At 66.8% G+C, this 22,487-nt stretch carries 18 protein-coding genes and 2 tRNA genes; 15 read left to right on the forward strand and 5 right to left on the reverse strand.

Annotated features, from left to right (window positions below; genetic code table 11):
• The first annotated feature begins 67 nt into the window (after window positions 1-67).
• The 3 genes from AC1MLZ_RS03055 (at window position 68) to AC1MLZ_RS03065 (ending at window position 2,089) form a co-directional block, all read left to right on the forward strand.
• The gene (locus AC1MLZ_RS03055) at window positions 68-1,471 is read left to right on the forward strand and encodes a M20/M25/M40 family metallo-hydrolase (RefSeq protein WP_480960392.1); all 1,404 of its coding nucleotides are present in this window, start codon (window positions 68-70) and stop codon (window positions 1,469-1,471) included.
• A 154-nt stretch (window positions 1,472-1,625) separates the two neighbouring features.
• A complete protein-coding gene (locus AC1MLZ_RS03060; protein WP_480960393.1) occupies window positions 1,626-1,892 on the forward strand; it encodes a hypothetical protein in 267 nt (88 codons plus the stop codon).
• Between the two features lie 121 nt (window positions 1,893-2,013).
• Window positions 2,014-2,089: transfer RNA gene (locus tag AC1MLZ_RS03065), tRNA-Ile, on the forward strand.
• 56 nt (window positions 2,090-2,145) lie between these two features.
• On the opposite strand, the gene AC1MLZ_RS03070 is transcribed toward AC1MLZ_RS03065, so the two are convergent.
• From AC1MLZ_RS03070 to AC1MLZ_RS03090, 5 genes are all read right to left on the reverse strand, one after another.
• Window positions 2,146-3,924 carry a DUF885 domain-containing protein gene (locus AC1MLZ_RS03070; RefSeq protein ID WP_480960394.1) on the reverse strand — a complete coding sequence of 593 codons (1,779 nt, stop codon included), beginning with the start codon at window positions 3,922-3,924 and terminating at the stop codon, window positions 2,146-2,148.
• Window positions 3,925-3,940: 16 nt separating this feature from the next.
• Complete coding sequence (locus tag AC1MLZ_RS03075; protein ID WP_480960395.1) at window positions 3,941-6,043, reverse strand: prolyl oligopeptidase family serine peptidase; 2,103 nt, start codon at window positions 6,041-6,043, stop codon at window positions 3,941-3,943.
• A gap of 79 nt (window positions 6,044-6,122) precedes the next feature.
• Window positions 6,123-7,109: a DUF2891 domain-containing protein gene (locus tag AC1MLZ_RS03080; RefSeq protein WP_480960396.1), complete on the reverse strand. Its 987-nt coding sequence runs from the start codon at window positions 7,107-7,109 to the stop codon at window positions 6,123-6,125.
• A gap of 32 nt (window positions 7,110-7,141) precedes the next feature.
• Window positions 7,142-7,549, reverse strand: coding sequence for a YybH family protein (locus AC1MLZ_RS03085; RefSeq protein WP_480960397.1), 408 nt, complete (start codon window positions 7,547-7,549; stop codon window positions 7,142-7,144).
• Window positions 7,550-7,581: 32 nt separating this feature from the next.
• Window positions 7,582-9,255: a putative bifunctional diguanylate cyclase/phosphodiesterase gene (locus tag AC1MLZ_RS03090; RefSeq protein WP_480960398.1), complete on the reverse strand. Its 1,674-nt coding sequence runs from the start codon at window positions 9,253-9,255 to the stop codon at window positions 7,582-7,584.
• Window positions 9,256-9,379: 124 nt separating this feature from the next.
• Here AC1MLZ_RS03090 and moaA point away from each other — a divergent pair, with 124 nt between their 5' ends.
• From moaA to AC1MLZ_RS03150, 12 genes are all read left to right on the forward strand, one after another.
• Window positions 9,380-10,393, forward strand: a complete 1,014-nt coding sequence (gene moaA / locus AC1MLZ_RS03095) for a GTP 3',8-cyclase MoaA (RefSeq protein ID WP_480960399.1) — start codon at window positions 9,380-9,382, stop codon at window positions 10,391-10,393.
• Window positions 10,390-11,169: an NAD kinase gene (locus AC1MLZ_RS03100; protein WP_480960400.1), complete on the forward strand. Its 780-nt coding sequence runs from the start codon at window positions 10,390-10,392 to the stop codon at window positions 11,167-11,169. The genes moaA and AC1MLZ_RS03100 overlap by 4 nt, the downstream gene beginning before the upstream one ends.
• A gap of 88 nt (window positions 11,170-11,257) precedes the next feature.
• Window positions 11,258-11,332, forward strand: a tRNA-Asn gene (locus AC1MLZ_RS03105).
• Between the two features lie 369 nt (window positions 11,333-11,701).
• Entirely contained in the window at window positions 11,702-12,901 is a 1,200-nt protein-coding gene (gene uxuA, locus AC1MLZ_RS03110) for a mannonate dehydratase (RefSeq protein ID WP_480960401.1), read from the forward strand.
• 38 nt (window positions 12,902-12,939) lie between these two features.
• Window positions 12,940-14,874 carry a CocE/NonD family hydrolase gene (locus AC1MLZ_RS03115; protein WP_480960402.1) on the forward strand — a complete coding sequence of 645 codons (1,935 nt, stop codon included), beginning with the start codon at window positions 12,940-12,942 and terminating at the stop codon, window positions 14,872-14,874.
• A 159-nt stretch (window positions 14,875-15,033) separates the two neighbouring features.
• Entirely contained in the window at window positions 15,034-16,521 is a 1,488-nt protein-coding gene (locus AC1MLZ_RS03120) for a UxaA family hydrolase (protein ID WP_480960403.1), read from the forward strand.
• Complete coding sequence (locus AC1MLZ_RS03125) at window positions 16,518-17,966, forward strand: mannitol dehydrogenase family protein (RefSeq protein ID WP_480960404.1); 1,449 nt, start codon at window positions 16,518-16,520, stop codon at window positions 17,964-17,966. Before AC1MLZ_RS03120 ends, AC1MLZ_RS03125 begins: the two co-directional genes overlap by 4 nt.
• A complete protein-coding gene (locus AC1MLZ_RS03130) occupies window positions 17,956-18,756 on the forward strand; it encodes an IclR family transcriptional regulator (RefSeq protein WP_480960405.1) in 801 nt (266 codons plus the stop codon). Before AC1MLZ_RS03125 ends, AC1MLZ_RS03130 begins: the two co-directional genes overlap by 11 nt.
• A gap of 237 nt (window positions 18,757-18,993) precedes the next feature.
• A complete protein-coding gene (locus AC1MLZ_RS03135) occupies window positions 18,994-19,245 on the forward strand; it encodes a hypothetical protein (protein WP_480960406.1) in 252 nt (83 codons plus the stop codon).
• A gap of 473 nt (window positions 19,246-19,718) precedes the next feature.
• On the forward strand, window positions 19,719-20,018 hold the full coding sequence (locus AC1MLZ_RS03140; protein WP_480960407.1) for a hypothetical protein: 300 nt from the start codon (window positions 19,719-19,721) through the stop codon (window positions 20,016-20,018).
• 55 nt (window positions 20,019-20,073) lie between these two features.
• Complete coding sequence (locus tag AC1MLZ_RS03145) at window positions 20,074-21,336, forward strand: TolC family protein (RefSeq protein WP_480960408.1); 1,263 nt, start codon at window positions 20,074-20,076, stop codon at window positions 21,334-21,336.
• The gene (locus AC1MLZ_RS03150; protein ID WP_480960409.1) at window positions 21,333-22,484 is read left to right on the forward strand and encodes an efflux RND transporter periplasmic adaptor subunit; all 1,152 of its coding nucleotides are present in this window, start codon (window positions 21,333-21,335) and stop codon (window positions 22,482-22,484) included. The genes AC1MLZ_RS03145 and AC1MLZ_RS03150 overlap by 4 nt, the downstream gene beginning before the upstream one ends.
• Window positions 22,485-22,487: the final 3 nt, after the last annotated feature.

Here is a 22,487-nt window from a genome sequence, read left to right on the forward strand (position 1 = left end):
TTGACGTGCGCAGATAGCGATGCGGCGAGCCGTTGGCAAACGGGGAGCGCCGACATACGCTGCGCCCATGATGAAACGCACCCTGCTCGCGGCGCTGGCCGCTTCCGCCCTCACCTCTCCTCTTGCAGGCCAGCGTACCGCCGCCCCGGCGACCACGGCCGACGCCAAGGTCGCTGCACTCCGTGACAAGGCGCTGACCGACGACACCGCCTACAAGATCGTCGAGGGGATCACGACCGAGGTCGGCCCGCGGATGACCGGCACAGAGGCGGCACCGCGCGCACGCGCCTGGTCGGTCGCCAAGCTGAAGGCGCTCGGGTTCAAGAACGTGCGGATCGAGACCTACCAGCTGCCGGTCTGGTCGCGTGGCACGGAGAGCGGGGACCTGGTCGCACCCTATACGCAGAAGCTGCACCTGGTCGGCCTCGGCAATTCGGGCGCGACGCCGCCGGGCGGGCTGACCCTGCCGATCGTGTATTTCCCCACATACAATGACCTGGCACTCGCCGCCGACGGCAGCCTGAAGGGCAAGATCGCATTCGTGTCGAACGCGATGCAGCCGACCCAGGATGGGTCGAGCTATGGATCGCAGGGCACCGCGCGCTTCGTCGGACCGAACGTTGCCGCCAAGAAGGGCGCAGCGGCGATCGTGATCCGGTCGATCGGCACCGATCACGGGCGCGGGCCACACGCGGGCAACACCAATTTCGAAGCAGGCGTAACGCCGATTCCCGCAGCCGCGCTGTCTGTCGCGGACGCCGAACATGTCGAGCGGCTGGTGAAACTGGGCAAGCCGGTGACGCTGAAGCTGGTACTCGAAGACAAGCAGGTCGGGATGCGGGAGTCGGGCAACGTCGTCGCCGAAGTCCCCGGCACCGATCCCAAGGCGGGCATCGTCCTCGTCGGTGGCCATCTCGACAGCTGGGATCTCGGCACCGGCGCGATCGATGACGGTGCCGGCATCGCGATCACCGCGGCTGCCGCCAAGCTCGTCATGGACAGCGGCCAGCGCCCACGTCGCACCATCCGCGTCGTCTGGTTCGGCGACGAGGAGAGCGGCGGATTCGGCGGGGTCGCCTACGCCAAGGCGCATGCCGGCGAGCGTCACGCGACCGCCGCCGAATCGGATTTCGGCGCCGATCGCGTCTGGCGGTTCGAAAGCAGCCTGCCCGCCGCCGCCAAGCCCATCGAAGATCGTCTAGCCATCGCGCTAGCACCGCTAGGGATCATCCGCGGGGCCGGCACCCCGCACGGCGGCACTGATGTCGGCCCGACGATTGCGACGGGCGTGGCCGGAATCGACCTCAACCAGTCGGGGCTGCGCTACTTCGACTATCATCACACGCCGGAGGATACGCTTGAGCGGATCGACCCCGAACAGCTCCGCCAGAACGTCGCGGCGTGGACCGCGATGATCGCGACTGTGGCCAATGCACCCGAGGAAATCGGGCCAATTGTGCCCCATAAGTGACGAGCTGCAGCAACTGAAACGTCATCGTTCTGCCGCAAACCTTGCGGGGAGATGAATTTAGCGGATTGACCGCCCGCCGAGGTCCGCTATTTGACGTGACTTCGCGACGGCAATCGGGTCGGCCGCGAGTGAAACTATGCTTGGGAGCATTCGAATGAAGAAGATCGTTCTGATCGCTGCTGCCGCCGGCCTGATGTCCGTCGCAGCATGCAGCAAGTCGCCAGAAGCAGCCGCAGTCGAGAACAACGCGGACATGCTGGCTGACAACATGGAAATGCAGGCTGACAACATGGACGCCATGGCGGACAACAGCTCGAACGCAGTCGCTACTGACGTGCTCGAGAATGCAGCTGACAACATGAATGCCGGTGCCGACAACGTCCGTGACGCTGCCGACGAAAAGACCGACAACATGAACTAAAATTCCGTCCGGCGTTCGCGCCCGATAGAGTTTTAATGTCGGAAAGGGCGTTCCTTCGGGAGCGCCCTTTTTCTTTGTGTCTTTTGCTTTGCAGATGCTTGCGCTAACGCAGGCGCCGGTGGGGCCTGTAGCTCAACGGTTAGAGCTGGCCGCTCATAACGGCTAGGTTGCGGGTTCGATTCCTGCCGGGCCCACCAACCCTCCCCTTCGATCGTCACCTGGAACGCGAACGCCCCAGGCGACGATCACGCAGTCAGCCGATCGGCAGGTCGAGCAGCAGTTCGCGGACGTAGCGCACCGGTGGCGAACCGTGGGCTAGCAGCGCATCGTTGTAGCGCTTGAGATCGAACGCCGCGCCCTGACGCTTCCTGGCCTCATCCCGCAGCGCCATATGCTCCGAATAGCCGGTAAAATAGCTCAGCAACTGTGTCGAACCGAGCGACGCGCGGACCCATTTACCCGCCGCCTCACGCTCCTGCTGGAACGCGGTGTGCGTCATCAGCTGCATCGCCTGCTCACGCGTCATGCCTTCGGTGTGGATTCCGATGTCGAGCAACGAGTTCGAGATCGACCGCAGCCGCATTTTCAGCACGGTCAGCTTGAACAGCGGATCGCCGTTCAGATACCCCTCGTCCGCCATCATGCCTTCGGCATACACCGCCCAGCCCTCGACGAACGGCCCTGAGCCGAGCACCGCGCGCAGCGTCGACTGCGTTGCGTTGGCGTGCGCGAGCTGCAGATAATGCCCCGGCATCGCCTCGTGCACCGCCAGGTCGTGGATCATGTAGTCGTTATATTCGCTGAGGAACGACGTCGCCTGCGCCTCGGTCCAGTCGTCGGGGATCGGCGACACGGCGAAGAACGTACCGAGGTTCTTCTCCAGCGGCCCCGGCGAATCGCAGTACGCGACCGCGACGCCCTGCTGGAACTTGGGCATGGTGATGATCTTCACAGGGCTATCGGGCATCCCGACGAGGCCCTTGTCGCGGACGAACGCGGTCGCCTGTGCCAGTGCCTTGGTCGAGGCGTCGATCATGCCGTCGCGTGGCGGACGCTTGGCGTAGGTGAGTTCGAGTGCGGCCTGGATCGCCGCCTGTTGCTGCGCGTCGGACGGCTTGTCGGGGAGCAACAGCGCGCCGGGCTTGGCGCCGAATATCTGGCGCGCGATCGCGTACATCTGCGCGCGCGTATCGACGATCGCAGCCTGTGCGCGACGCTTGATGTCGGTCCGCGTGAGGTCGGATTGCAGCGCGAAGCCGAGCTTCTTGTCGTACAGCGCCGCACCCAGGCGGAAGTCGCCCTTCGCCCCCGGCACGAGCGTCTTGTCGAGCCAGACCTGATGCTCGGCCACCGCCGCCTTCAGCTTGGCCAGCGCCGCGTCGAACCGCTTGGCATCTGCCGCCGACAACTCGCTCTTGTGCGGGGCGAGCATGCTCTCGGCGATGTCGACGATGCCGCTGTTCTGCTTCGCCACCGTCGTCGCGTAGATCGACGGCACGCGGGCGACCACGATGTTGGCGCGCGCCTGCGCCAGCAACGCGGGGAGCGCCGCCATGCGCGCGGTCGCCGCGTTCAGCCGCTGCGGCCAAGGCGCGAAATCACGTGCGGCGAGCGAATAGAGCGAGCTACCGGCGATGTCGTTATAGACCTGCGGGTCCCACGCCCACCCGGCGAGCGCCTCGGTATCCCAGATGTCGTAGCGCAGCGCATTGTCCAGCAACGCCGCATCGACCTGCTCCTCGCGCGACAGGGCTTTCCGGTCGATCCGCTGGAGATCGGCGAGCATCGCCTTCGAGAACGCCTCGCGCTTGGCGCGACCGGCAGCCGACATGTCGGTGACCTGCGCATCGAACCGATGATCGCCGAGTGACGTTGCCGACGACGGATTAAGCTGGGCGAGACCGTCGACATAGCGCTTCGACAGCGCGGCGAACGCGGTGTTCTGAACCTGCGCGGCAGCAGCGGGGACCGGGATGGACGAGACGGGCAGCGCAAGCATCGCGACGCCGAGCAAAAGACGGAAATTACGCATCATGAATTCCTGACGATCAGCGTTGTGGCGCAAGTTGCGCGTTAAGATAAACGGTGACGAGTGCCGCGCGCTTGGCGTCCTCGATCTTGTCGGCGCCGGCCGCGTGGCCGCCTTCGGGGTTCTCATAGTAGAAGAACGGGTCGTCATATTCCTCCAGCCGCGCGGCGAATTTGCGGGCGTGGCCGGGGTGGACACGGTCGTCCTCGGTCGAGGTGTAGATGAACGGCGTCGGGTATTTCACGCCGCGTTTCAGGTTCTGGTAGGGCGAGTATTGCGAGATGAACGCCCAATCCGCCGGCTTGTCCGGGTCGCCATATTCACCGATCCACGACGCGCCCGCGGACAGATGCGAATACCGCTGCATGTCGAGCAGCGGCGACCCCATCACGATCGCACCGTACAGATCGGGCCGCTGTTCCATCGCGACGCCGACCAACAGGCCGCCGTTCGAGCGTCCCGACACCGCGACCTTCCGCTTGGCACTGACTCCAGTCCGCACCAGATCGTCGCCGACCGCGTGGAGATCGTCATACGCCTTTTGCCGGTTTTCGCGCAGCGGCATCTGGTGCCAGCGCGGCCCGTATTCGCCACCGCCACGAATATTGGCGAGCACGAACGCATTGCCTTCCTCGACCCAGAACAGGCCGGCCGGGCCCGAGCGGTAGGGCTGGTCGACGAGATAGGTCGGCGTCTGCCCATTGCGGAACCCGCCATACGCGTGGACCAGCGCGGGCACCGGGCCCGTCGTGCCCTTCTTGCGCACGAGGAAATACGGGATTTTCGTCCCATCCTTCGACGTCGCGAACCGCTGCTCGACCTGCATCTTGGACGCGTCGAACCGCGCAGGCAGCGCGTCGACGGTCACCGGCTTCGCGTTGGGGCGGACCGCATAGAGCGCGGGCGGACTGAGGAAGCTCTCGACCATCGCGAAGGCGACGTCGTCCTTGCCTGCGGTCGCATCGAGGTGGATCGTCGACGCGGTTGGCAGCGCCGCGACGCCTTGCGTCCAGACGCCGTCCGCGCCGCGGGTCAGCGTCACGAGCCGGCCCGAGACGTCGTCGAGCATCTTCACCCACAACACCGATTTGCTCGAATCGACCTGCTCCACTGCCTGCGTCGCGGTCGGCACCAGCACACGCTCGATTGTCGGCGCGCGCCCCGCCAACACGTCGGCGATGCCGTACGCGACCACTGATCCGCTCGGAATACCGCGCCAATCGGACGCGAGCGTCGCGATCAGCCGGCTGTCGAGCACGGTGTTCACCACCGCATCGTCGGGTAAAGGCGACGGCACAAGCCGGCCATCCTCGGCGATATGACTGCGCTTCGAGTGGAAGAAATCGACGTTGCGGGAGACCAGCCCATAGCGCCGGTCGCCCTCGGTGAAGACGTTGGTGTCGATCCCCACATCTTCCGCCGTCGCACTCGTCACAGTGCTGGCCGCCGCGAGCGGCGTGCCACGCTGCCAGTGCTTTACCGTGCGTGGATAGCCGGACTTCGTGAGGCTGCCGGCGCCGAAATCGGTCGCGATGTACAGCGCGTCCGGCCCGGCCCAGTTCAGCCCGGTCTTGAAGCTCGGCACGACGAAACCGTCCGCAACGAACTTGCCCGAGGGGATATCGAACTCGCGCTCCTCGACCGCATCGCCACCGCCGTTCGACAGCGCCACCATGCAGCGATCGTATGATGGCGAGCGGCATGTCGCGCCCTTCCAGACCCAGCTCTTGCCTTCGGTCTTCCCGAGCGCGTCGACGTCGATCAGCGTCCGCCAAACCGGCTTGCCGCTGGTGAACGACGCGAGCGACGCGACTCGCCACAGACCACGCACGTTCGCCTTGTCCTGCCACAGGTTCAGGACCTGATCGCCGAGGATCTGGTCTGGCGTCGCGATCTGGCGGTCGGCCTGCAACAGGTCCAGCGCACGTTGGCGGTACTGCGCATAGCCGGGCTTGGCTTCGAGCGCGGCGAGCGAACGCGCGTTCCACCTCTTCACGGTATCGAGTGCACGCGCGCCGTGGATATCTTCAAGGTACGCGTTCGGATCGGCGGCGGGCGTCTGTGCCAAGGCAGTCGTGGAAAGGGCCAGCAGGGCTAGCAACGCCAGGCGTCTTTGCATCATCACTCTCTTCTCGTTCGATGATGCGACCTTAGGCAGCGCAGCCCGCTCTGCTAACCCCTTCTCTCCAGCCATTCCGCGATCAGTCGGCCTCCAGCGCAAGTAGCGCGAACGTCGCCAGCCAATGCTCGCCCATGTAATCGTCGGCGAGATGCGGCAGCGCCTCGGCCAGATGCGCGTCGGCGATCGCGCGAGCGGCTACCGGATCGGGCAAAGCATCGGCGATCGTCCGCCAGCACCATGCGCGCGACAGGTTCACGCCATCGAGATGCGCGAGGCGGCCGTCCGAACGGTCGCTGACGATTGCGGGAGAGCGCAGGCACGCGGTCGCCGGACCGAACGGATTGGGCAGGAACGCCGCCAGCCACGGCGCGAAATCGCCGCACAGCACGTCCTTCATCAACGCCGCCTCGCACAGCGTTGCCGACAGGAAATCCTCCCCACTCGGCTCGAACGGCCGGCAATCGCGATCGTCGCCATACCAGTCCCGCGCGCGCGTTTCGATCAGAGCTGCGAGTGACACGCCGTGCGTCCGCGCCCAGCGTAGCGCGTGGACGAGCGCGAACGCGGTACAGTCATGCTTCCCGCTCCGCACGGGGTAGGTCAGCTTCGGCAGATACGCCGCAAACCGCGCCGCAAACGCACGCGCCAGCGGCTCGACCGTCGCCGCCCATGGCCGATCGGGACGCAGCGCCAACTCGTCGTGCAGCGCCAGCAGCCATCCCCAGCCATACGGACGCTCGAACCCGCCCGTCATCGGCCGCTCGAGATACGCGATCTCGCCCGCGATCAACGCGGGCACCAGCATCCGGTCCGCCAACGCCTCGACCGCGCCGGCTTGCGCCATGGCCGGATACAGCCGCGCGAGGCGCATCACCTGCCACCAGCCATGTACGCAGCTATGCCAGTCGAAACTGCCGTGGAATACGGGATGCAACGTCTTCGGCAGCGCGAGATCGTCTGGTCCGGCCAATGTCTGGTCGAGCTTATACGGCCACTCCCGCGTCAGGTGCCCCAAGGTCAGTTCGGCAAACCGCGCTGCTGTCGCGCGGTCGAGCGTTTGCGTCATTTCATCATCCCGATATGCCTGTCCGCCACGCATCAACTGCTGTGGTCGGCGATGATCTGCCACGCCGCGCCCCGCCGCTCGAACACCAGCGTCGTCATACCGGATTCGGTGGTCGACGGCCCGGTCAGCGTCCAGCGCGCGAACAGGATCGCGTGGCGCGGATCGATGCCGCGCATCTCCAGGAACGCGAACGACAGCTTGCCCCGCGCATTGCCCGTGCCACGGAAGCTTGGCCGGTATTTGGCGGAGATCGCCTCCTTCCCGCGCAGCAACCCCTTCGGCGTTACGAACACCGCATCATCGGCGTACACGTCCATGAACCGCACGAGATCGCCTGCATTCCATCCGGCGGCGCTGGCCTCCATGCTTTGGCGGATCGCTGTTTCGGCTGGTGCCTGGGCGGGCGCGGCCGTTGCTATCGTCGCCGTTGCAATCGTCACCAGCGCGAGGGCCGGCATCAAGCTTCGCATCATCATTCTCTCGCCATCAGTTCGAGCAACGCCGCCTCGCCCACCGGTTCGGACAGAAGGAACCCCTGGTACAGGCTACATCCGCCCGCGGCGAGCAGTTCGAGTTGCGACGGTCGCTCGACCCCCTCGGCGATCACCGCGAGGCCGAGCGAGCGCGCCATCGTGATCGCGCCCGCCACCACCACGCGGTCCCGCGCGCTGCCGTCGATATCGCGTACCAGCGACTTGTCGATCTTCACGTAATCGAGCGGCAACGACTTCAGATACGCAAGGCTCGAATAGCCCGTCCCGAAATCATCGATCGCGACCCGACACCCTGCCCCACGCAACTCCGCCAGCAACGCCGACGCCGCCGTCAGATCCTCGATCAGCCCGGTCTCGGTAATCTCGACGGTCAGCCGCCCGCGCGGAAACCCGCTCTCGTCGATCCGCGCGAGGAACAGCGCGGCGAAGCCCGGGCGCGTGATATCGGCTGCAGTGAGGTTCAATGATACCCGCAATGTCCCCAGTTCCCCCGGCCATGCCACCGCACGCGCCAGCACGAGCCGCTGGATATGATCGGACAGTGCGATCCCCAGGTCCGCACGGTCGGCGGCATCGAACAGCGCGTCGGCGCCCAGCGGCCCCAGCTTTGGATGGCTCCACCGCGCCAGCGCCTCGACCCCCGTGATCCTGCCGCTCGCGATCTCGACCTGCGGCTGCCAGCGCAGGTCGATCTCGTCGCGCTCGATCGCATGGTGAAGATCGATTGCCAGCGCGTCGATCGGCGCGACTCCGTCGGGCAGCGCGACGTGCAGCACCGATCCGTCGCTCGCCTTCGCCTCCGCCAGCGCTTCGCTCGCCCGGCGCAACAACGCCGCGGCATCATCGCCCGGCTGACGCTGCGCCACGCCGAACCGGCAGCCGAGCACCGCGCGCGTATCCGCCACCGCGAACGGCCGGGCGAGCGCCGCATCGAGCGCGGTGATAGCCGCCGTCACCGCTGCGCCGGACGCTTCGATCACCAGCACGAATTCCGACCCGCCGAGCCGCGCGACCATCGCCTCGACGCCGATCGCCTCGCGCGCGACGGTTTCCGCCCGGCGGACGGCGGCCTCGATCAACCCGTCCACCGCGGGTCGGCCGTGCGCCGCATTGACGATATCGAGCCGCGACAACGCGATCAGTACGACTGCCACCGGCCGGTCCTCGGCGATCCGCCCGACGATCCAGCGCCGCGCTTCGCCCGTCTCCCTGTCATATTGCGACGCACCCGGTATCCCGCGCCGATCGATCGCCCCGCCGGACGCACGCGCAGCATAGCGCCCTGCGAACCGCAACGCCTGGACGAGTTCGCCTTCGCTCGCCGGGCTGGCGAGGAACTGCGTCGCGCCGGCATCGAAAAATTCGCCGATCGCCTCGACATCGCCGCGCGACACCAGCACCAGCAACGCGGCACCATTCGTGGCGACGAACCCGCCCAGCCTGCGCGTCGCCGACAGTCCGTCGTCGAGCGCACCGCGCGCGTCGATCAACGCCACCGCCGCACCGCTCGCCAGGAACCGGCTCTCCAACCCGCCGGCATCGCTCGCAACCGCCGCCTGCCACCCAGCACCCGCACCTGCGTTCGCCAAAATCTCCGCGATCTCATCACGTTGACGGAACGATACCGCGAACAGCGTCGTTGCGATCTGCATGTCTTCCATATCCGTCGCACCTCGCTCGATTGGTGCGAGCCTAGCCGCCGTATCGCCGCGCGCCAATCCAATACCAGCCGATCCGGCCTTGTTAGTGGGACAGTCACGTCTTAGCTCGGAGGGGATGACGATTGCACCGACTCTCGAGCAAAAGCCCTTACGCGATACGCATGGTCGCACGATCAAGTATCTGCGCATCTCGGTAACCGACCGCTGCGACCTGCGCTGTCGCTACTGCATGTCCGAAAAGATGACGTTCCTGCCGCGCAGCAAGCTGCTGAGCCTTGAAGAGATCGCGATCATCGCCGAACGCTTCATTGCGCGCGGCGTGACGAAGATCCGCCTTTCGGGTGGCGAGCCCTTGGTGCGCCGTGACGTCGCCGAACTCGTCCAGCGCCTCGGCCATAACATCGGATCGGGCTTGGAAGAGCTGACGATGACCACCAACGGCACGCGCCTCGCGCAGCATGCCGAGGCGATGGTCGATGCGGGGATCCGCCGCGTCAATGTCAGCATGGACAGCCGCGACCCGGAGAGGTTCCGCTACATCACCCGCCACGGCGACGTGTCGCAAGTGATCGGCGGCATCTACGCGGCGCGTGATGCGGGGCTCGCGATCAAGATCAACATGGTCGCGCTGAAGGGCTTCAACGAGGACGAGATCGCACCGATGCTCGCCTGGTGCCGCGACGAGGGCTTCGACCTGTCGCTGATCGAGACGATGCCGTTGGGCGCGATCGATGAGGATCGCACCGATCGCTTCCTCCCCCTCAACAAAGTGTTCGACGAACTCGGCCAGCAGTTCACGCTCGCCCGCGATGCGCACAAGACCGGCGGCCCGGCCCGCTACTGGAACGTCGACGGTACGCGTACCCGCCTCGGGCTGATCTCGCCGCTGACCGCGAATTTCTGCGAAGGTTGCAACCGGGTACGTCTGACGACCGAAGGCAAGCTCTATATGTGCCTCGGCCACGACGATCAGGTCGACCTGAAGGCTGCGTTACGCGAAGGCGGCACCGCCGGGCTCGACGAAGCGATCGACGCAGGCCTGTTCGCCAAGCCGAAGGCACATGATTTCCGCATCGGCCAGGGCGAAGGTCCTGCGGTCGCACGCCACATGAGCGTCACCGGCGGATGATCCGCTACGAGCGGCGGGCGCTGGTTGCCTCCAACACCCCGCCCGCTCGTGCAGCCGAAGCGGAACTTGCGGACATGGGCGATTGGGTGTCCGTCGAGGAGGCGGACGTCATCATCGCGCTCGGTGGCGATGGCTTCATGCTCCAGACGCTCCACACGATGCTGGAGCGTCGCAAGCCGCCCGTGCCGGTGTTCGGGATGAACCTCGGCACGGTCGGCTTCCTGATGAACGAATGGCGCCACCACGGCCTTACCGACCGTCTGGAGCGCGCGAAACCGTTCAAGGTCATTCCGCTCAGCATGACCGCGCTCGGCGTCGACGGCCGCACGCACACGCTGCCCGCGATCAACGAGGTGTCGTTCCTGCGCGAGACCCGCCAGACCGCCAATCTCGAAGTGACGGTGAACGACCGCATCGTCCTGCCCGAACTCGCCTGCGACGGCATCCTCGTCGCCACCCCGGCGGGCTCGACTGCGTACAACCTGTCCGCGCACGGCCCGATCCTGCCGCTCGGCTCGGGCATGATCGCGCTCACGCCGATCAGCCCGTTCCGCCCGCGGCGCTGGCGTGGCGCGATCCTGCCCGACAAGGCACGGATCGGCATCCGCGTTCTCGATCCCGGCAAGCGCCCGGTTTCCGCCGTCGCCGACCAGCGCGAGATCCGAAACGTCGCGCGCGTCGACATCTGCATGGACCGCGCCCGCGAACTGACGCTGCTGTTCGATCCAGAACACGCGCTCGACGACCGCATCACGATGGAACAGTTCGTCGCCTGAGCGCGGTTTGTCGCAGACTTTTCGTTTTTACGCTGAAACCCGCTTGCATCGTCCGACTGGCCGTTTATAGAGCCGCCTCCGGCAACGTTCCCTGATAGCTCAGCGGTAGAGCTCTCGACTGTTAATCGAGTGGCCGTAGGTTCGAATCCTACTCAGGGAGCCATTTTTCGTAAGCCAAGGCGACGAAAATCACCGACCATACCGGGGTCGGTCTCATATCAAATACCGCGTCGTTGTTACGCGCCGCCACGGCCAGCCATTCGCGTTACCGACTTATGCCGTCCGTTCGCTTATGACGCGTAACGTGGCGCGCCCCTCTGAGCGAAGCGCTGGTTCAGTCATGCCACGAGCCCTTCGGAACCCTGATAACCGGTTGGCGCTGATCGGTAACTGCGGCGGTTCAATCGCCCAAGAAACTTTCGAACGCCACTTGTCGGACATACGTGGCGCATGGTCTTAGGCGAAAAATCGCGGCCGCGGCTGGGCTCTATCCGACGCTGCTGACCGCCCGTGGTGTAGAAGGACAATGCCGATGATCGAACACGCCATGGTTCAGACGATGCGGTGGTTCGGTCCGTCAGACCCGACGTCGCTCGCCGATATCCGCCAGGCGGGGTGCACCGGGATCGTCACCGCGTTGCACGACATCCCCAACGGCACCGCGTGGCCGATCGAGGCCATCATGGCGCGCAAGGCGGTGATCGAGGCGACCGGGCTCACTTGGGCCGTCGTCGAAAGCGTCCCTGTGTCCGAGGCGATCAAGCGCAACACACCCGAACGCGCCGCCGCGATCGCCGCGTATCAGGAGACGATCGTCAATCTCGCTGCCTGCGGGATCACCACCGTCACGTATAATTTCATGCCGCTGCTCGACTGGACGCGGACCGACCTCGCCTATCCAATGCCAGACGGAGCCTTGGCGCTTCGCTACGAGGCGATCGCACTCGCGGCCTATGACCTGTTCATCCTGCAACGCCCCGGCGCCGGCGCCGAGTACGCACCCGACGTGCAGGCTGCAGCGCGCATGCGGTTCGAGGCGATGAGCGAAGCGGAACGCAATACGCTCGAAAACACCATCATCGCCGGGCTTCCAGGCAGCGAGGAGCATTTCACCTCCGTCGATTTCCGCGAGGCCATCGCCGGCTATGCGGGGATCGACGCCGCCGCCTTGCGCGCCAACCTGATCTCGTTTCTCGAAGAGATCTGCCCGGTTGCCGACGCGCACGGCGTCCAGCTCGCGTTGCACCCGGACGATCCGCCGTTCCCGCTGTTCGGCCTTCCGCGGATCGTCAGCACGCAAGACGACATCGACCTGCTGCTGGCCGCCGTCCCGAGCGCCGCGAACGGGCTCTGCTTCTGCACCGGATCGCTCGGCGTACGCGCCGACAATGATCTGCCCGCGATGGTGCGCCGCTTCGGCGAGCGCGTGTATTTCCTCCACCTGCGCAACGTCGAGCGGGACCAGGCCGGCAATTTCCACGAAGCGACGCATCTCGGTGGCAGCACGGACATGGCCGCCGTCATGCAGGCGGTACGCGAGATTTCGGTCCGCCATGGCCGCAGCATCCCGATGCGGCCCGATCACGGCCACCAGATGCTCGACGACCTGAACAAGCGGACCAATCCCGGCTATTCGACGATCGGTCGCCTGCGGGGGCTGGCGGAGTTGCGGGGGCTGGAACTCGGCATCGCCCATGCCGCGACATCGCAATTGCTCCTGCGGCCCGGTTGAGCGTAGCGTGCGGCAACGTTGTTACGGAGCCGTCCCGCATGAAACTCACGATCCTGCCCACGATCGCCCTCGCGTCGGTCGCACTGGCCACCGCTGCCATCGCCCAGACCACCACCGCACCGGCCGGCGGCGACATCCCCGCGAAATTCGTGCCGCCGACGACCGCCCGCGATTACGTGAAGCGCGAAGTGATGATCCCGATGCGCGACGGGACGAAGCTGTACACCGTCATCGTCTATCCCAAGGGCGTCACCAACGCGCCGATCGTGCTCACGCGGACGCCGTACGATGCTAAGAGCCGCGCGAACCGCTCCGACAGTTCGAGCATTCTCGCCACGCTGCCGCTCGCCGACGAGATGTTCGTGAAGGCGGGCTACATCCGAATCTATCAGGACATTCGCGGGAAATACGGCTCGGAAGGCGATTACGTCGTCACACGGCCGGTGATCGGCCCGCTGAACCCTACCAAGGTCGACCACGTCACCGACGCCTACGACACGATCGACTGGCTGGTGAACAAGGCGAACCTGCCCGAGAGCAACGGCCGCGTCGGCATGATCGGCTCGTCCTATGAGGGGTTCACGGTCGCGATGGCGCTGCTCGCCCCACACCCCGCGCTAAAGGTCGCGGCACCCGAGAGCCCGATGATCGACGGCTGGATGGGCGACGACTGGTTCCACTACGGCGCCTTCCGCCTCGCCAACATCGCGTGGCTCGGCAGCCAGACGGGGTACAAGGGCGCTGGGAAGGCACCACCGACCGGCGGCTATGACGATTACGAGAACTTCCGCGACGTGGGCTCGGCCGGCGATTGGGCGAAGAAGTCGGGCTACGACCAATTGCCTTATTGGCAGCGGATGGTTTCGCATCCTGCCTATGACGGCTTCTGGCAGGGTCAGGCGCTCGACAAGCTGCTTGCTGCCAACCCCTCGAACGTGCCGACGATCTGGGAACAGGGCCTGTGGGACCAGGAGGACATGTACGGCGCGATCACCGCGTGGGAGGCGCTGAAAGGCAAGGGGAAGCTCGGCAACAACCATCTCGTCATGGGCCCGTGGCGCCATAGCCAGATCAACCGCGAAGGCCGCAGCCTCGGGCCGTTCCAGTGGAATGGCGACACCGCGCAGCAATTCCGCGAGGACATGCTCCTCCCCTATTTCAACCAGTATCTGAAGGATGGCCCGGTAGTCACGCTGCCCGCCGCGGCGATCTACAACACCGGTGAGAACCACTGGGACAAGTTCGCAACCTGGCCGCTCGCCTGCGAGACTGGGTGCGCCGCGCCGCTCAAGCCGATCTACCTCCAGGAGGGTGGCGCACTCGGGTTCGGCAAGGCGGCGACCGGCGGTGACAGCTATGTCTCCGATCCGTCGAAGCCCGTGCCGCATCTGCCGCGGCCCGTGAACTTCGGCGACGGCCGCTGGGGCGACTGGCTGGTCAGCGACCAGCGCGGCGTCGATGGCCGCCCCGACGTGATGACCTACACCACCGAAGCGCTGACCGCGCCGGTGCGCGTATCGGGCGCGCCGATCGCCGACATCTTTGCGAAGACGACGGGCACCGACGGCGATTTCGTCGTCAAGGTGATCGACGTCTACCCTGCCGAAAACGCGAGCGATCCGAAGATGGGCGGCTATGAACTGCCGATCAGCCTCGACATCTTCCGCGGCCGCTATCGCCAGAGCTTCGCCAAGCCGACCGCGATCCCGGCGGGCAAGGTGCAGGAATACAAGTTCCGCCTGCCGACCGTGAACCACGTGTTCCAGCCGGGCCATAAGATCATGATCCAGGTCCAGTCGAGCCTGTTCCCGCTCTACGATCGCAACCCGCAGACCTTCGTCCCCAACATCTTCCTCGCGAAGAAAGCGGATTACCAGAAGGCGACCGTGACGATCGTCCGCGGCGGGGCGTCGGCGAGTGCGGTGTGGCTCCCGGTCGTTCCGCTCGATCAGTCTGCCGCGCTGGCGAAGTAAGCGCTATCCACGTCTGTCCCGTTCGCCATGACCTAGGTGAACGGGACATCGTAAACGCAGCCGCGATTCCGCATGCAAAACTATTTTTACATGTGAAGTTGGCATATTTTCGGCTAAGGAGCTGCTCGATAAGCTTTCAGGCGGTCGAGAAGGTTCGATATGGTCGATGCAGTGATAGTCCATGCCGGCGACAGCGTCGCGACGCTGTTGCATGACGGCGGTGCCGGCGCCCGTATCGATACGGGCGCCGCGGTCCTGACGCTCGCGCACGACGTGCCGCGCGGCCACAAGATCGCGCTCGCCCCGATCGCCGCCGGCACGGAGGTGATGAAATACGGCTATTCGATCGGTCGAGCGACGGACACCATCGCAGCGGGCGACCATGTCCATAGCCAGAACCTCTCGACAGGACTCGCGGGCACGCTCGATTACGGCTTCGACCCGGCGGACGACTCTCCCGCACTCGCCCCCTCACCTGCTCCAACCGCGACGTTCCGGGGCTTCGTCCGTCCCGATGGCCGGGTGGGTACGCGCAACGAAATCTGGATCCTGCCGACGGTCGGCTGCGTCGCGCGGACCGCCGAACGGATCGCCGCCAAGGCGAGCGCACGCCTCGCCGGCACGATCGACGGCGTCCACGCCTTCAGCCATCCGCACGGCTGTTCGCAGCTAGGCCACGATCTCGACGGCACGCGCCAGATCCTCGCGAGTCTGGCCTGCCATCCCAATGCCGGCGGCGTGCTGATCGTCGGGCTCGGCTGCGAGGAGAACCAGGTCAAGGCGCTGATCGAGGCGATCCCGGCGTGGCGGCGGCCGGCGATCCGGACGCTCACGGCACAGTTGAGCGCCGACGAGGTCGAGGAAGGCATCGCGCTGGTCGAGGAACTCGCCGCGCTGGCGGCGTGCGAGCGACAGGAGGTCGGGCTCGATCGTCTGGTGCTCGGCGTCAAGTGCGGCGGCTCGGACGGGCTGTCGGGGCTGACCGCCAACCCGCTCGTCGGCCGGATGAGCGACCGCGTCGTCGGTGCCGGCGGACGCGTCGTGTTCACCGAGATCCCGGAAATGTTCGGCGCGGAACAGGCGCTGATGAACCGCGCCGCCGACGTCGCGGTGTTCGACGCGATCGTCGGCGTGGTGAACGGCTTCAAACAGTATTTCATCGATCACGGCGAACCGGTCTCGGAAAACCCCTCCCCCGGCAATGTGGTCGGCGGCATCACCACGCTCGAGGAAAAGTCGCTCGGCGCGGTGCAGAAGGCGGGCCGCTCGACGATCGCCGACGTCATCCCCTACGGTGCGCGGGCGCGGATCGCCGGGCTGACGATGCTCGAGGCGCCCGGCAACGACGCGGTATCCTCGACTGCGCTGGCCGCCGCCGGCGCGACCATGATCCTGTTCACCACCGGGCGCGGCACACCGCTCGGTTTTCCCGTGCCGACGATCAAGATCGCCTCGAACAGCGACCTCGCGCAGCGCAAGCCCGGCTGGATCGATTTCGACGCCGGCCAGGTCCTCGACCAGGGCTTCGCCGCCGCCGAGACCGCGCTGGTCGACTGCATCCGGTCGATCGCCTCGGGCGCCGAGACCGCCGCCGAACGCAACGGCGAACGCGAGATCGCCATCTGGAAACGTGGAGTAACGCTGTGACACGACTGACGTACGCGACGCTCGATCGGCTGCCGACGACGATCCCCAGCCCGCTCGGCCGCACGCCGCCTGCGATCGGCATCGTTCATTTCGGGCCGGGCGCGTTCCACCGCGCGCATCAGGCGGCCTATATCGACGCGTTGCTGGCGGAGGATCCGCGCTGGGGGATCGCCGCAGTCTCGATGCGGAGCAAGGCGACCGTCGCCGCGCTCGCCGAGCAGGACGGGCTCTACACGCTCGCGGTGCGCGATGCCGACTCGTCGAACCGGGTGATCGGCGCGCATCGGCAGTTTCTCGGACCCGATGACGCCGCGCAGACGCACGCGCTGCTGGCCGATCCCGCGGTCCGGCTGGTAACCTCGACGGTGACCGAAAAGGGCTATTGCCTGGCTGCCGACGGGACGCTCGATCTGTCGCATGCCGACATCGTCCACGATCTCGCCGGCACCGCGACCCCGCGCAGCCTGATCGGCTGGCTGGTAGCGGGGCTCGACGCGCGACGCACCGGGGGGATCGCACCGTTCGTCCCAATGCCGTGCGACAATCTAGCGAACAACGGCGCCAAGCTTCACGCAGCTTTGGTCGCATTCGCCCGCGCGCGCGCCGCGGGGCTAGCGGACTGGATCGCAGGCGAAGTGCGCGTGCCATCGACGATGGTCGATTCGATCACCCCCGCGTCCGACGCCGCCCTCTACGCCGACGTGGCGGGAACGCTCGGCCTCGAAGACCAGGCGGTCGTGCAACGCGAATCCTTTGCGCAATGGGTGATCGAGGACATCGGCACGCCGCTCGGCCCCGATCTCGCGTCGGTCGGTGCGACGATCACGCGCGACGTCGCCAGCTACGAGAAGGCCAAGCTGCGGATCCTCAACGGTGCACATTCCACGCTGGCCTATGTCGGCCTGCTCCGCGGTGCGACGAGCGTGGCGGATGCGATGCGCGACGAGGATCTCGCCGGGTTCGTCGATGCCATGATCCGCGACGACATCATGCCGATGCTGCCGCCCACCGCCGGGCTCGATCTAGACGCGTATCGCGCCGCCGTGCTGCAGCGATTCCGCAACCCGGTCATCGTCCACCGGCTCGACCAGATCGCGCAGGACGGTTCGCAGAAGCTATCCTACCGGCTGGGCGATACGCTGATCGCCAACCGCCGCGCGGGCCGCATGCCGGCCGGCATCGTCACCGCATTCGGCGCCTGGGTTGCCTTCCTGATGCGCCAAGCACGCGCCGGGACGCCGATTGTCGATCCGGCTGGTGAGCGCCTCGCCGCGGCCGCCAACGACGGCACGCCCGCCGACGTGGTCGCGCGCCTGATCGATGCCGCGCTGGGCTTCCCCCCCGAACTCCGCGGCGACGACGCGGTTCGCGCAGCCGTCGCCGACGCAGCCGAACGCATCACGCGCGGCGACTGGTCCGCGCTGGGAGCGAGGCATGCCGGCTGAGGACGATCACGACGACGCGCCCCCTTCGGCGAACGGCAAGACGACCTACCGCGCGCCCGCGCTGGAAAAGGGGCTCGATATCCTCGAACTCCTCGCCACCGAGCACGCTCCCCTCACCCTGACCGCGATCGTCCAGCGCCTGCAACGATCGACCGGCGAGCTGTTCCGCATGATCCAGGTGCTCGAACAGCGCGGCTTCGTCGAGCAGACGATGGAGGGCTATTCGCTGACCTCGCGTCTGTTCGACATGGGCCTTGGTCGCCCGCCGATCCGCAGTCTGGTGGAAATCGCGCTGCCGGTTATGCGCAGCCTGTCGCTCGAGACCAAGCAATCCTGCCATCTGGTGTTCGCCTCAAGCGGCGACATGGTCGTCGTCGCGCGGATGGAATCGTCCGAACAGCTCGGCTTCTCCGTCCGCGTCGGTCATCGTCGTCCGATCCATCACGCCGCGTCGGGTATCGTCCTGTACGCGTTCCAGTCGGCGGACGTTCGCGCGCAATGGGAGACGCTATTCGTGCCGCGCGCCACGCCGGCCGAACTCGCCGACCTCCACGCCGAAGCGGACGCGACGCGCACGCGCGGACATTTCAACGCACCGAGCAGCTTCACCGAAGGCATCACCGAGCTTTCCGCCCCGATCCTGCGCGGCGACCACGCAGCCGCGGCGCTGGCGATACCGTTCGTGCGGACCAAGGTCGCGCCAATGGCGCTCGACGACGTCGTCCTGCGCCTATGCAGCGCCGCGGCGGCGATCTCGCAGATGCTGTCGCTCAACGACGGCCGTATTTGAGCGAAACTCGAGTCAGAAGTAGGCGGAATATGACGATCAGCGCTCGCAAGACGTAAATGGCAAGCTCCCCAGCACGGCGCGTGCGGTAGACCTCGATCGTCCTGAAACAAGCGTTCCGGTTGTCGGCAGACTTCAAGAAGATTGATGTCGGTGCTCTTCAGGTCGATCGGGAGGCCGAGGCCGGCTAACCGGCTCCCGTCGAGCGATCCTGTTTCCAGAATCGACGAGGATTGCTGCATGATCCTGTTTCCGTATGCCGGTCCGTCGTCGCAGACGCCAGCGTGCCGTCGGTATTACCGTGACGTCGATCCTTCTGCCGACGCCGCTGTGGTTGACGGCGTTCTCCATCTGGCACCCCGGTGCCTGGGCGATCCACACGCGTGCCCCGCGACCATCACGCGGTGTGCGCCCGTCGAAAGGCGCGATCGGTCTGCCCGATATCGGCATGCCGGCGGGGCGATCGACGCGACACCGTCGGCCGCGATCTAAACAAGATCGGACTGGTGCCGCGACATCCAGCGCGACGGTTTCCAGCTCGGTAAGTACCAGGACCTGCTTCACAATCCGGCCAGCGTATCCAGGTCGCCGCAAAGCGTCCTGCGCAACGCCGCGTCGTCCACCGCCTCGACGCGTAACCGCGACCGCGACCGCGACCGCTATCGGCGTTCGAAGTTCGTGCGCGGTAATCGGCAATGACTCGTGCCGCATCAGGCAGCTGCACGTCAGCCGTTCGAGCAGGGCGTCGACCGCGAGCACGAGCAGGCGGACCAGCATCGACCGGGTGGCCGCCTCGGGCGTCGCGGTCCGGCCGCTGACGGTCCGGAACGTCGCTGGCTCGCTAAGCGGTTGCCGATGCGCGGATGTTGGGCAAAAGGCGATGGCGCTGTGCCCGGTTACAGCACCCCCATTGTCTGCTAGTTCAAACATCGATGCGTAGGTTGCTGCCCTTCCTTGCCTGTCTGATGCTCGTCCTGACCGCGTGGGTCGGGGTGGCGCATGCGGCTGAAGTCGGCGGATGCATCGAGACTAGCCAGTACGACGTGGCGTCGGATGTCGATGGCGACGGGGATCAGGTCGCGGCTGACGCCGACAAGGGCTATCCGCACCATCATGGCAGCTGCCACGCGCACCACATGAGTGCGCCGGACGCCGACACGCTTTCCGACACGAGAACCCCGGCCGGCTCGATGCTCGCCTCCGTTGCCGACGCCACGCTCTTCGGCCGCGATGCCGACACCGCTCTGAGACCGCCACAGGCCTGACGCGTCGGTCGGGTGCGCCGTGCGCGCCCGCGTCCACCTCGTCAGGAGCATCCCAATGCATCGCATCATCGCGGCCGTCATCGCCGCAGGGGTCTGCGCATCGCCGCTGCAGGCTCAGACCAGTCCACCGTCCCCGGCGGAACCGGTCCTTACGCTCGCCGAGGCGCTCGCCCGCGCCGGCGCAACCTCGCCATTCCAGGATGCAGCATCTGCTGGAGTCCGCGCCGCCCAGGCGCAGCGCCGCGTTGCCGCGCTTCGACCGAACCCTTTGATCGTCGCCGAGACCGAGAACGTCGCCGGGTCCGGCATTTATCAGGGACTGCGTTCGTCAGAGACGACTGTCGGCCTCGCCCTGCCACTCGAACGCGGCGGCAAGCGCGGCGCCCGGATCGCGCTCGCCGAGGCGCAGATCGGCCGCGCCGGTCTGCAGGCCGACATCGCCCGCGCAGACCTCCGCCTGCGCGTCACGCAGACCTACGTCGTCGCCATTGCCGCGAAGCGCCGCCTCGCCATCGCCCGGGATCAGCTCGGTATCGCCGCAGAGGTCCTTCGCGCCGCCATGGTGCGGGTCCAGGCCGGTCGGGCGTCGCCGCTCGAGGAGCAGCGGGCCGATGTCGCGCGCGTGACCGCCGACAGCGCCTTGGAGCGCGCGGAGCGTTCCGCCGCCGTCGCGTCCGCGAACCTCGCCCGTCTTCTCGGCATACCCGTCGGAACGCTCGACGACGCCTGGTTCCAGCACGTGGATTCGATCCGCCAGTTCCCGGCTCCCGGCGGCGCGAGTACGCTGACCGCCGCCGCCGCGCGCGCCGATCTGGACACGGCCACGGCGCAGGTCCGCCTCGCGCGGAGCCAGCGCGTGCCGGATCTCACGCTCAGTGCCAGCGCCCGCAGGCTGGAGCAGACCAACGACATCGCGGCGGTCTTTGGCGTCTCGATCCCGCTTACCGTGTTCAACGGCGGCCGTTCGGTCGTCGCCGTGGCGGACGCGCAGCGCGACCAGTCGGACGCGCTGCGCCGCATCGCCCTGCTTGATGCCGAACAGGACATAGGGACCGCGCAAGCCGATGCCGCGAACGCTGCCACAACGGCACGCAACGCTGCCGGCCCTGCCCTTGCCGCCGCTCAGGAGGCCGCACGGATCGCGCGCATCGGCTACCGCGAAGGCAAATTCGGCCAGCTCGATCTGCTCGACGCCGAACGAACGCTCCTCGAAACCCGGACGGCCGCGATCGACGCGCTGGCCGCCTATCATGACGCACAGGCCCGCCTCGAGCGACTCACCGCCGACGCGCCTTCGCCCAAGGACACCGATCGATGACCATCATCACGCGGGCGATCGCGCCCTTCGCCATCGCCTTAGCGGTCGCCGGCTGCGGACGCTCGCCCGAACAGGCGACTAATGCCAGCGCCGAAGCGAGTGACGGAAAGGATGGAAGCGCCGGTGATCCCGCCGCCGCCACTCTGTCGGTTCGTCAAATCGCCGATGCCGGTATCGAGGTCACCCGCCCGACGGTGGGGGGCGTGGCAGGCGCCATCGAGCTGCCGGCGACGATCGAGGGCGATCCGCAGCGCGTGCAGATCGTATCCGCCACGATCGGCGGCCGGCTGGTCTCGCTCACTCGAAATCTCGGTCAGTCCGTGGGGCGCGGCCAGACGCTGGCGATCATCGAAAGCCGCGAGGCAGCCTCGCTCAATGCCGAGGTGGAGGCGGCCGGTGCTCGGTCAGCGCTTGCGCAGTCGAACCTTCGCCGCGAGCAGCGGCTCTTCGCAGAACGCGTTTCCCCCGAGCAGGATCTCGTCGCCGCCAGAACCGCCGCGACCGAGGCCAGCATCGCGCTACGTCTCGCGCGGCAGCAACTGTCCGCTACCGGCGGCGGCGGCGGTGCGCTCAACCGCATTGCGGTGCGCTCGCCCATTGCCGGTCAGGTGATCGCCCGGTCCGCCACGCTCGGCCAGCAGATCGCGGCCGATGCCGAGCTTTTCCGCGTCGCCAACCTCGGCAAGGTATCGGTGACGATGTCGCTCGTGCCTGCGGACGCCGGACGCGTAAAGCCTGGCGCACGCGTGGAGGTGACATCCGCCGGCCGCCGTCAGGATGGCCGCGTCACCTTCGTCTCGCCGATCCTCGACGAGACCACGCGCCTGGTCCCCGTGATCGCCACGATCGACAACGCCGGCGGCACGTGGCGCGTCGGCGAGAACGTCGGCGTCTCGGTCCTGCTTCCGGCCGGCGGCGACCGCAGCGTCGCCGTGCCCTCCGCCGCCGTGCAGATGATCGGCGACCGGCCGCACGTGTTCGTCCGCACCGCAACCGGCTTCCGAGCAACGCCGGTGACGCTCGGCCGCACCAATGGCGGTGCGGTCACCGTGACCGCCGGCCTGACCGGCGAGGAGAGCATCGCCTCCACCAACTCGTTCACGCTCAAGGCCGAACTCGGCAAGGGCGCTGCGAAGGACGAGGATTAAGTC

The sequence above is a fragment of the Sphingomonas sp. PEI4 genome, from assembly GCF_056679955.1.

What these genes read in the sequence shown, in the direction of transcription:
- AC1MLZ_RS03055 (WP_480960392.1), top strand. Translation starts at nt 68, where the DNA reads ATGATGAAACGCACCCTGCTCGCGGCGCTGGCCGCTTCCGCCCTCACC.
- AC1MLZ_RS03060 (WP_480960393.1), top strand. Translation starts at nt 1,626, where the DNA reads ATGAAGAAGATCGTTCTGATCGCTGCTGCCGCCGGCCTGATGTCCGTC.
- AC1MLZ_RS03070 (WP_480960394.1), bottom strand. Translation starts at nt 3,924, where the DNA reads ATGCGTAATTTCCGTCTTTTGCTCGGCGTCGCGATGCTTGCGCTGCCC.
- AC1MLZ_RS03075 (WP_480960395.1), bottom strand. Translation starts at nt 6,043, where the DNA reads ATGATGCAAAGACGCCTGGCGTTGCTAGCCCTGCTGGCCCTTTCCACG.
- AC1MLZ_RS03080 (WP_480960396.1), bottom strand. Translation starts at nt 7,109, where the DNA reads ATGACGCAAACGCTCGACCGCGCGACAGCAGCGCGGTTTGCCGAACTG.
- AC1MLZ_RS03090 (WP_480960398.1), bottom strand. Translation starts at nt 9,255, where the DNA reads ATGCAGATCGCAACGACGCTGTTCGCGGTATCGTTCCGTCAACGTGAT.
- moaA (WP_480960399.1), top strand. Translation starts at nt 9,380, where the DNA reads ATGACGATTGCACCGACTCTCGAGCAAAAGCCCTTACGCGATACGCAT.
- AC1MLZ_RS03100 (WP_480960400.1), top strand. Translation starts at nt 10,390, where the DNA reads ATGATCCGCTACGAGCGGCGGGCGCTGGTTGCCTCCAACACCCCGCCC.
- uxuA (WP_480960401.1), top strand. Translation starts at nt 11,702, where the DNA reads ATGATCGAACACGCCATGGTTCAGACGATGCGGTGGTTCGGTCCGTCA.
- AC1MLZ_RS03115 (WP_480960402.1), top strand. Translation starts at nt 12,940, where the DNA reads ATGAAACTCACGATCCTGCCCACGATCGCCCTCGCGTCGGTCGCACTG.
- AC1MLZ_RS03120 (WP_480960403.1), top strand. Translation starts at nt 15,034, where the DNA reads ATGGTCGATGCAGTGATAGTCCATGCCGGCGACAGCGTCGCGACGCTG.
- AC1MLZ_RS03130 (WP_480960405.1), top strand. Translation starts at nt 17,956, where the DNA reads ATGCCGGCTGAGGACGATCACGACGACGCGCCCCCTTCGGCGAACGGC.
- AC1MLZ_RS03135 (WP_480960406.1), top strand. Translation starts at nt 18,994, where the DNA reads ATGATCCTGTTTCCGTATGCCGGTCCGTCGTCGCAGACGCCAGCGTGC.
- AC1MLZ_RS03140 (WP_480960407.1), top strand. Translation starts at nt 19,719, where the DNA reads ATGCTCGTCCTGACCGCGTGGGTCGGGGTGGCGCATGCGGCTGAAGTC.
- AC1MLZ_RS03145 (WP_480960408.1), top strand. Translation starts at nt 20,074, where the DNA reads ATGCATCGCATCATCGCGGCCGTCATCGCCGCAGGGGTCTGCGCATCG.
- AC1MLZ_RS03150 (WP_480960409.1), top strand. Translation starts at nt 21,333, where the DNA reads ATGACCATCATCACGCGGGCGATCGCGCCCTTCGCCATCGCCTTAGCG.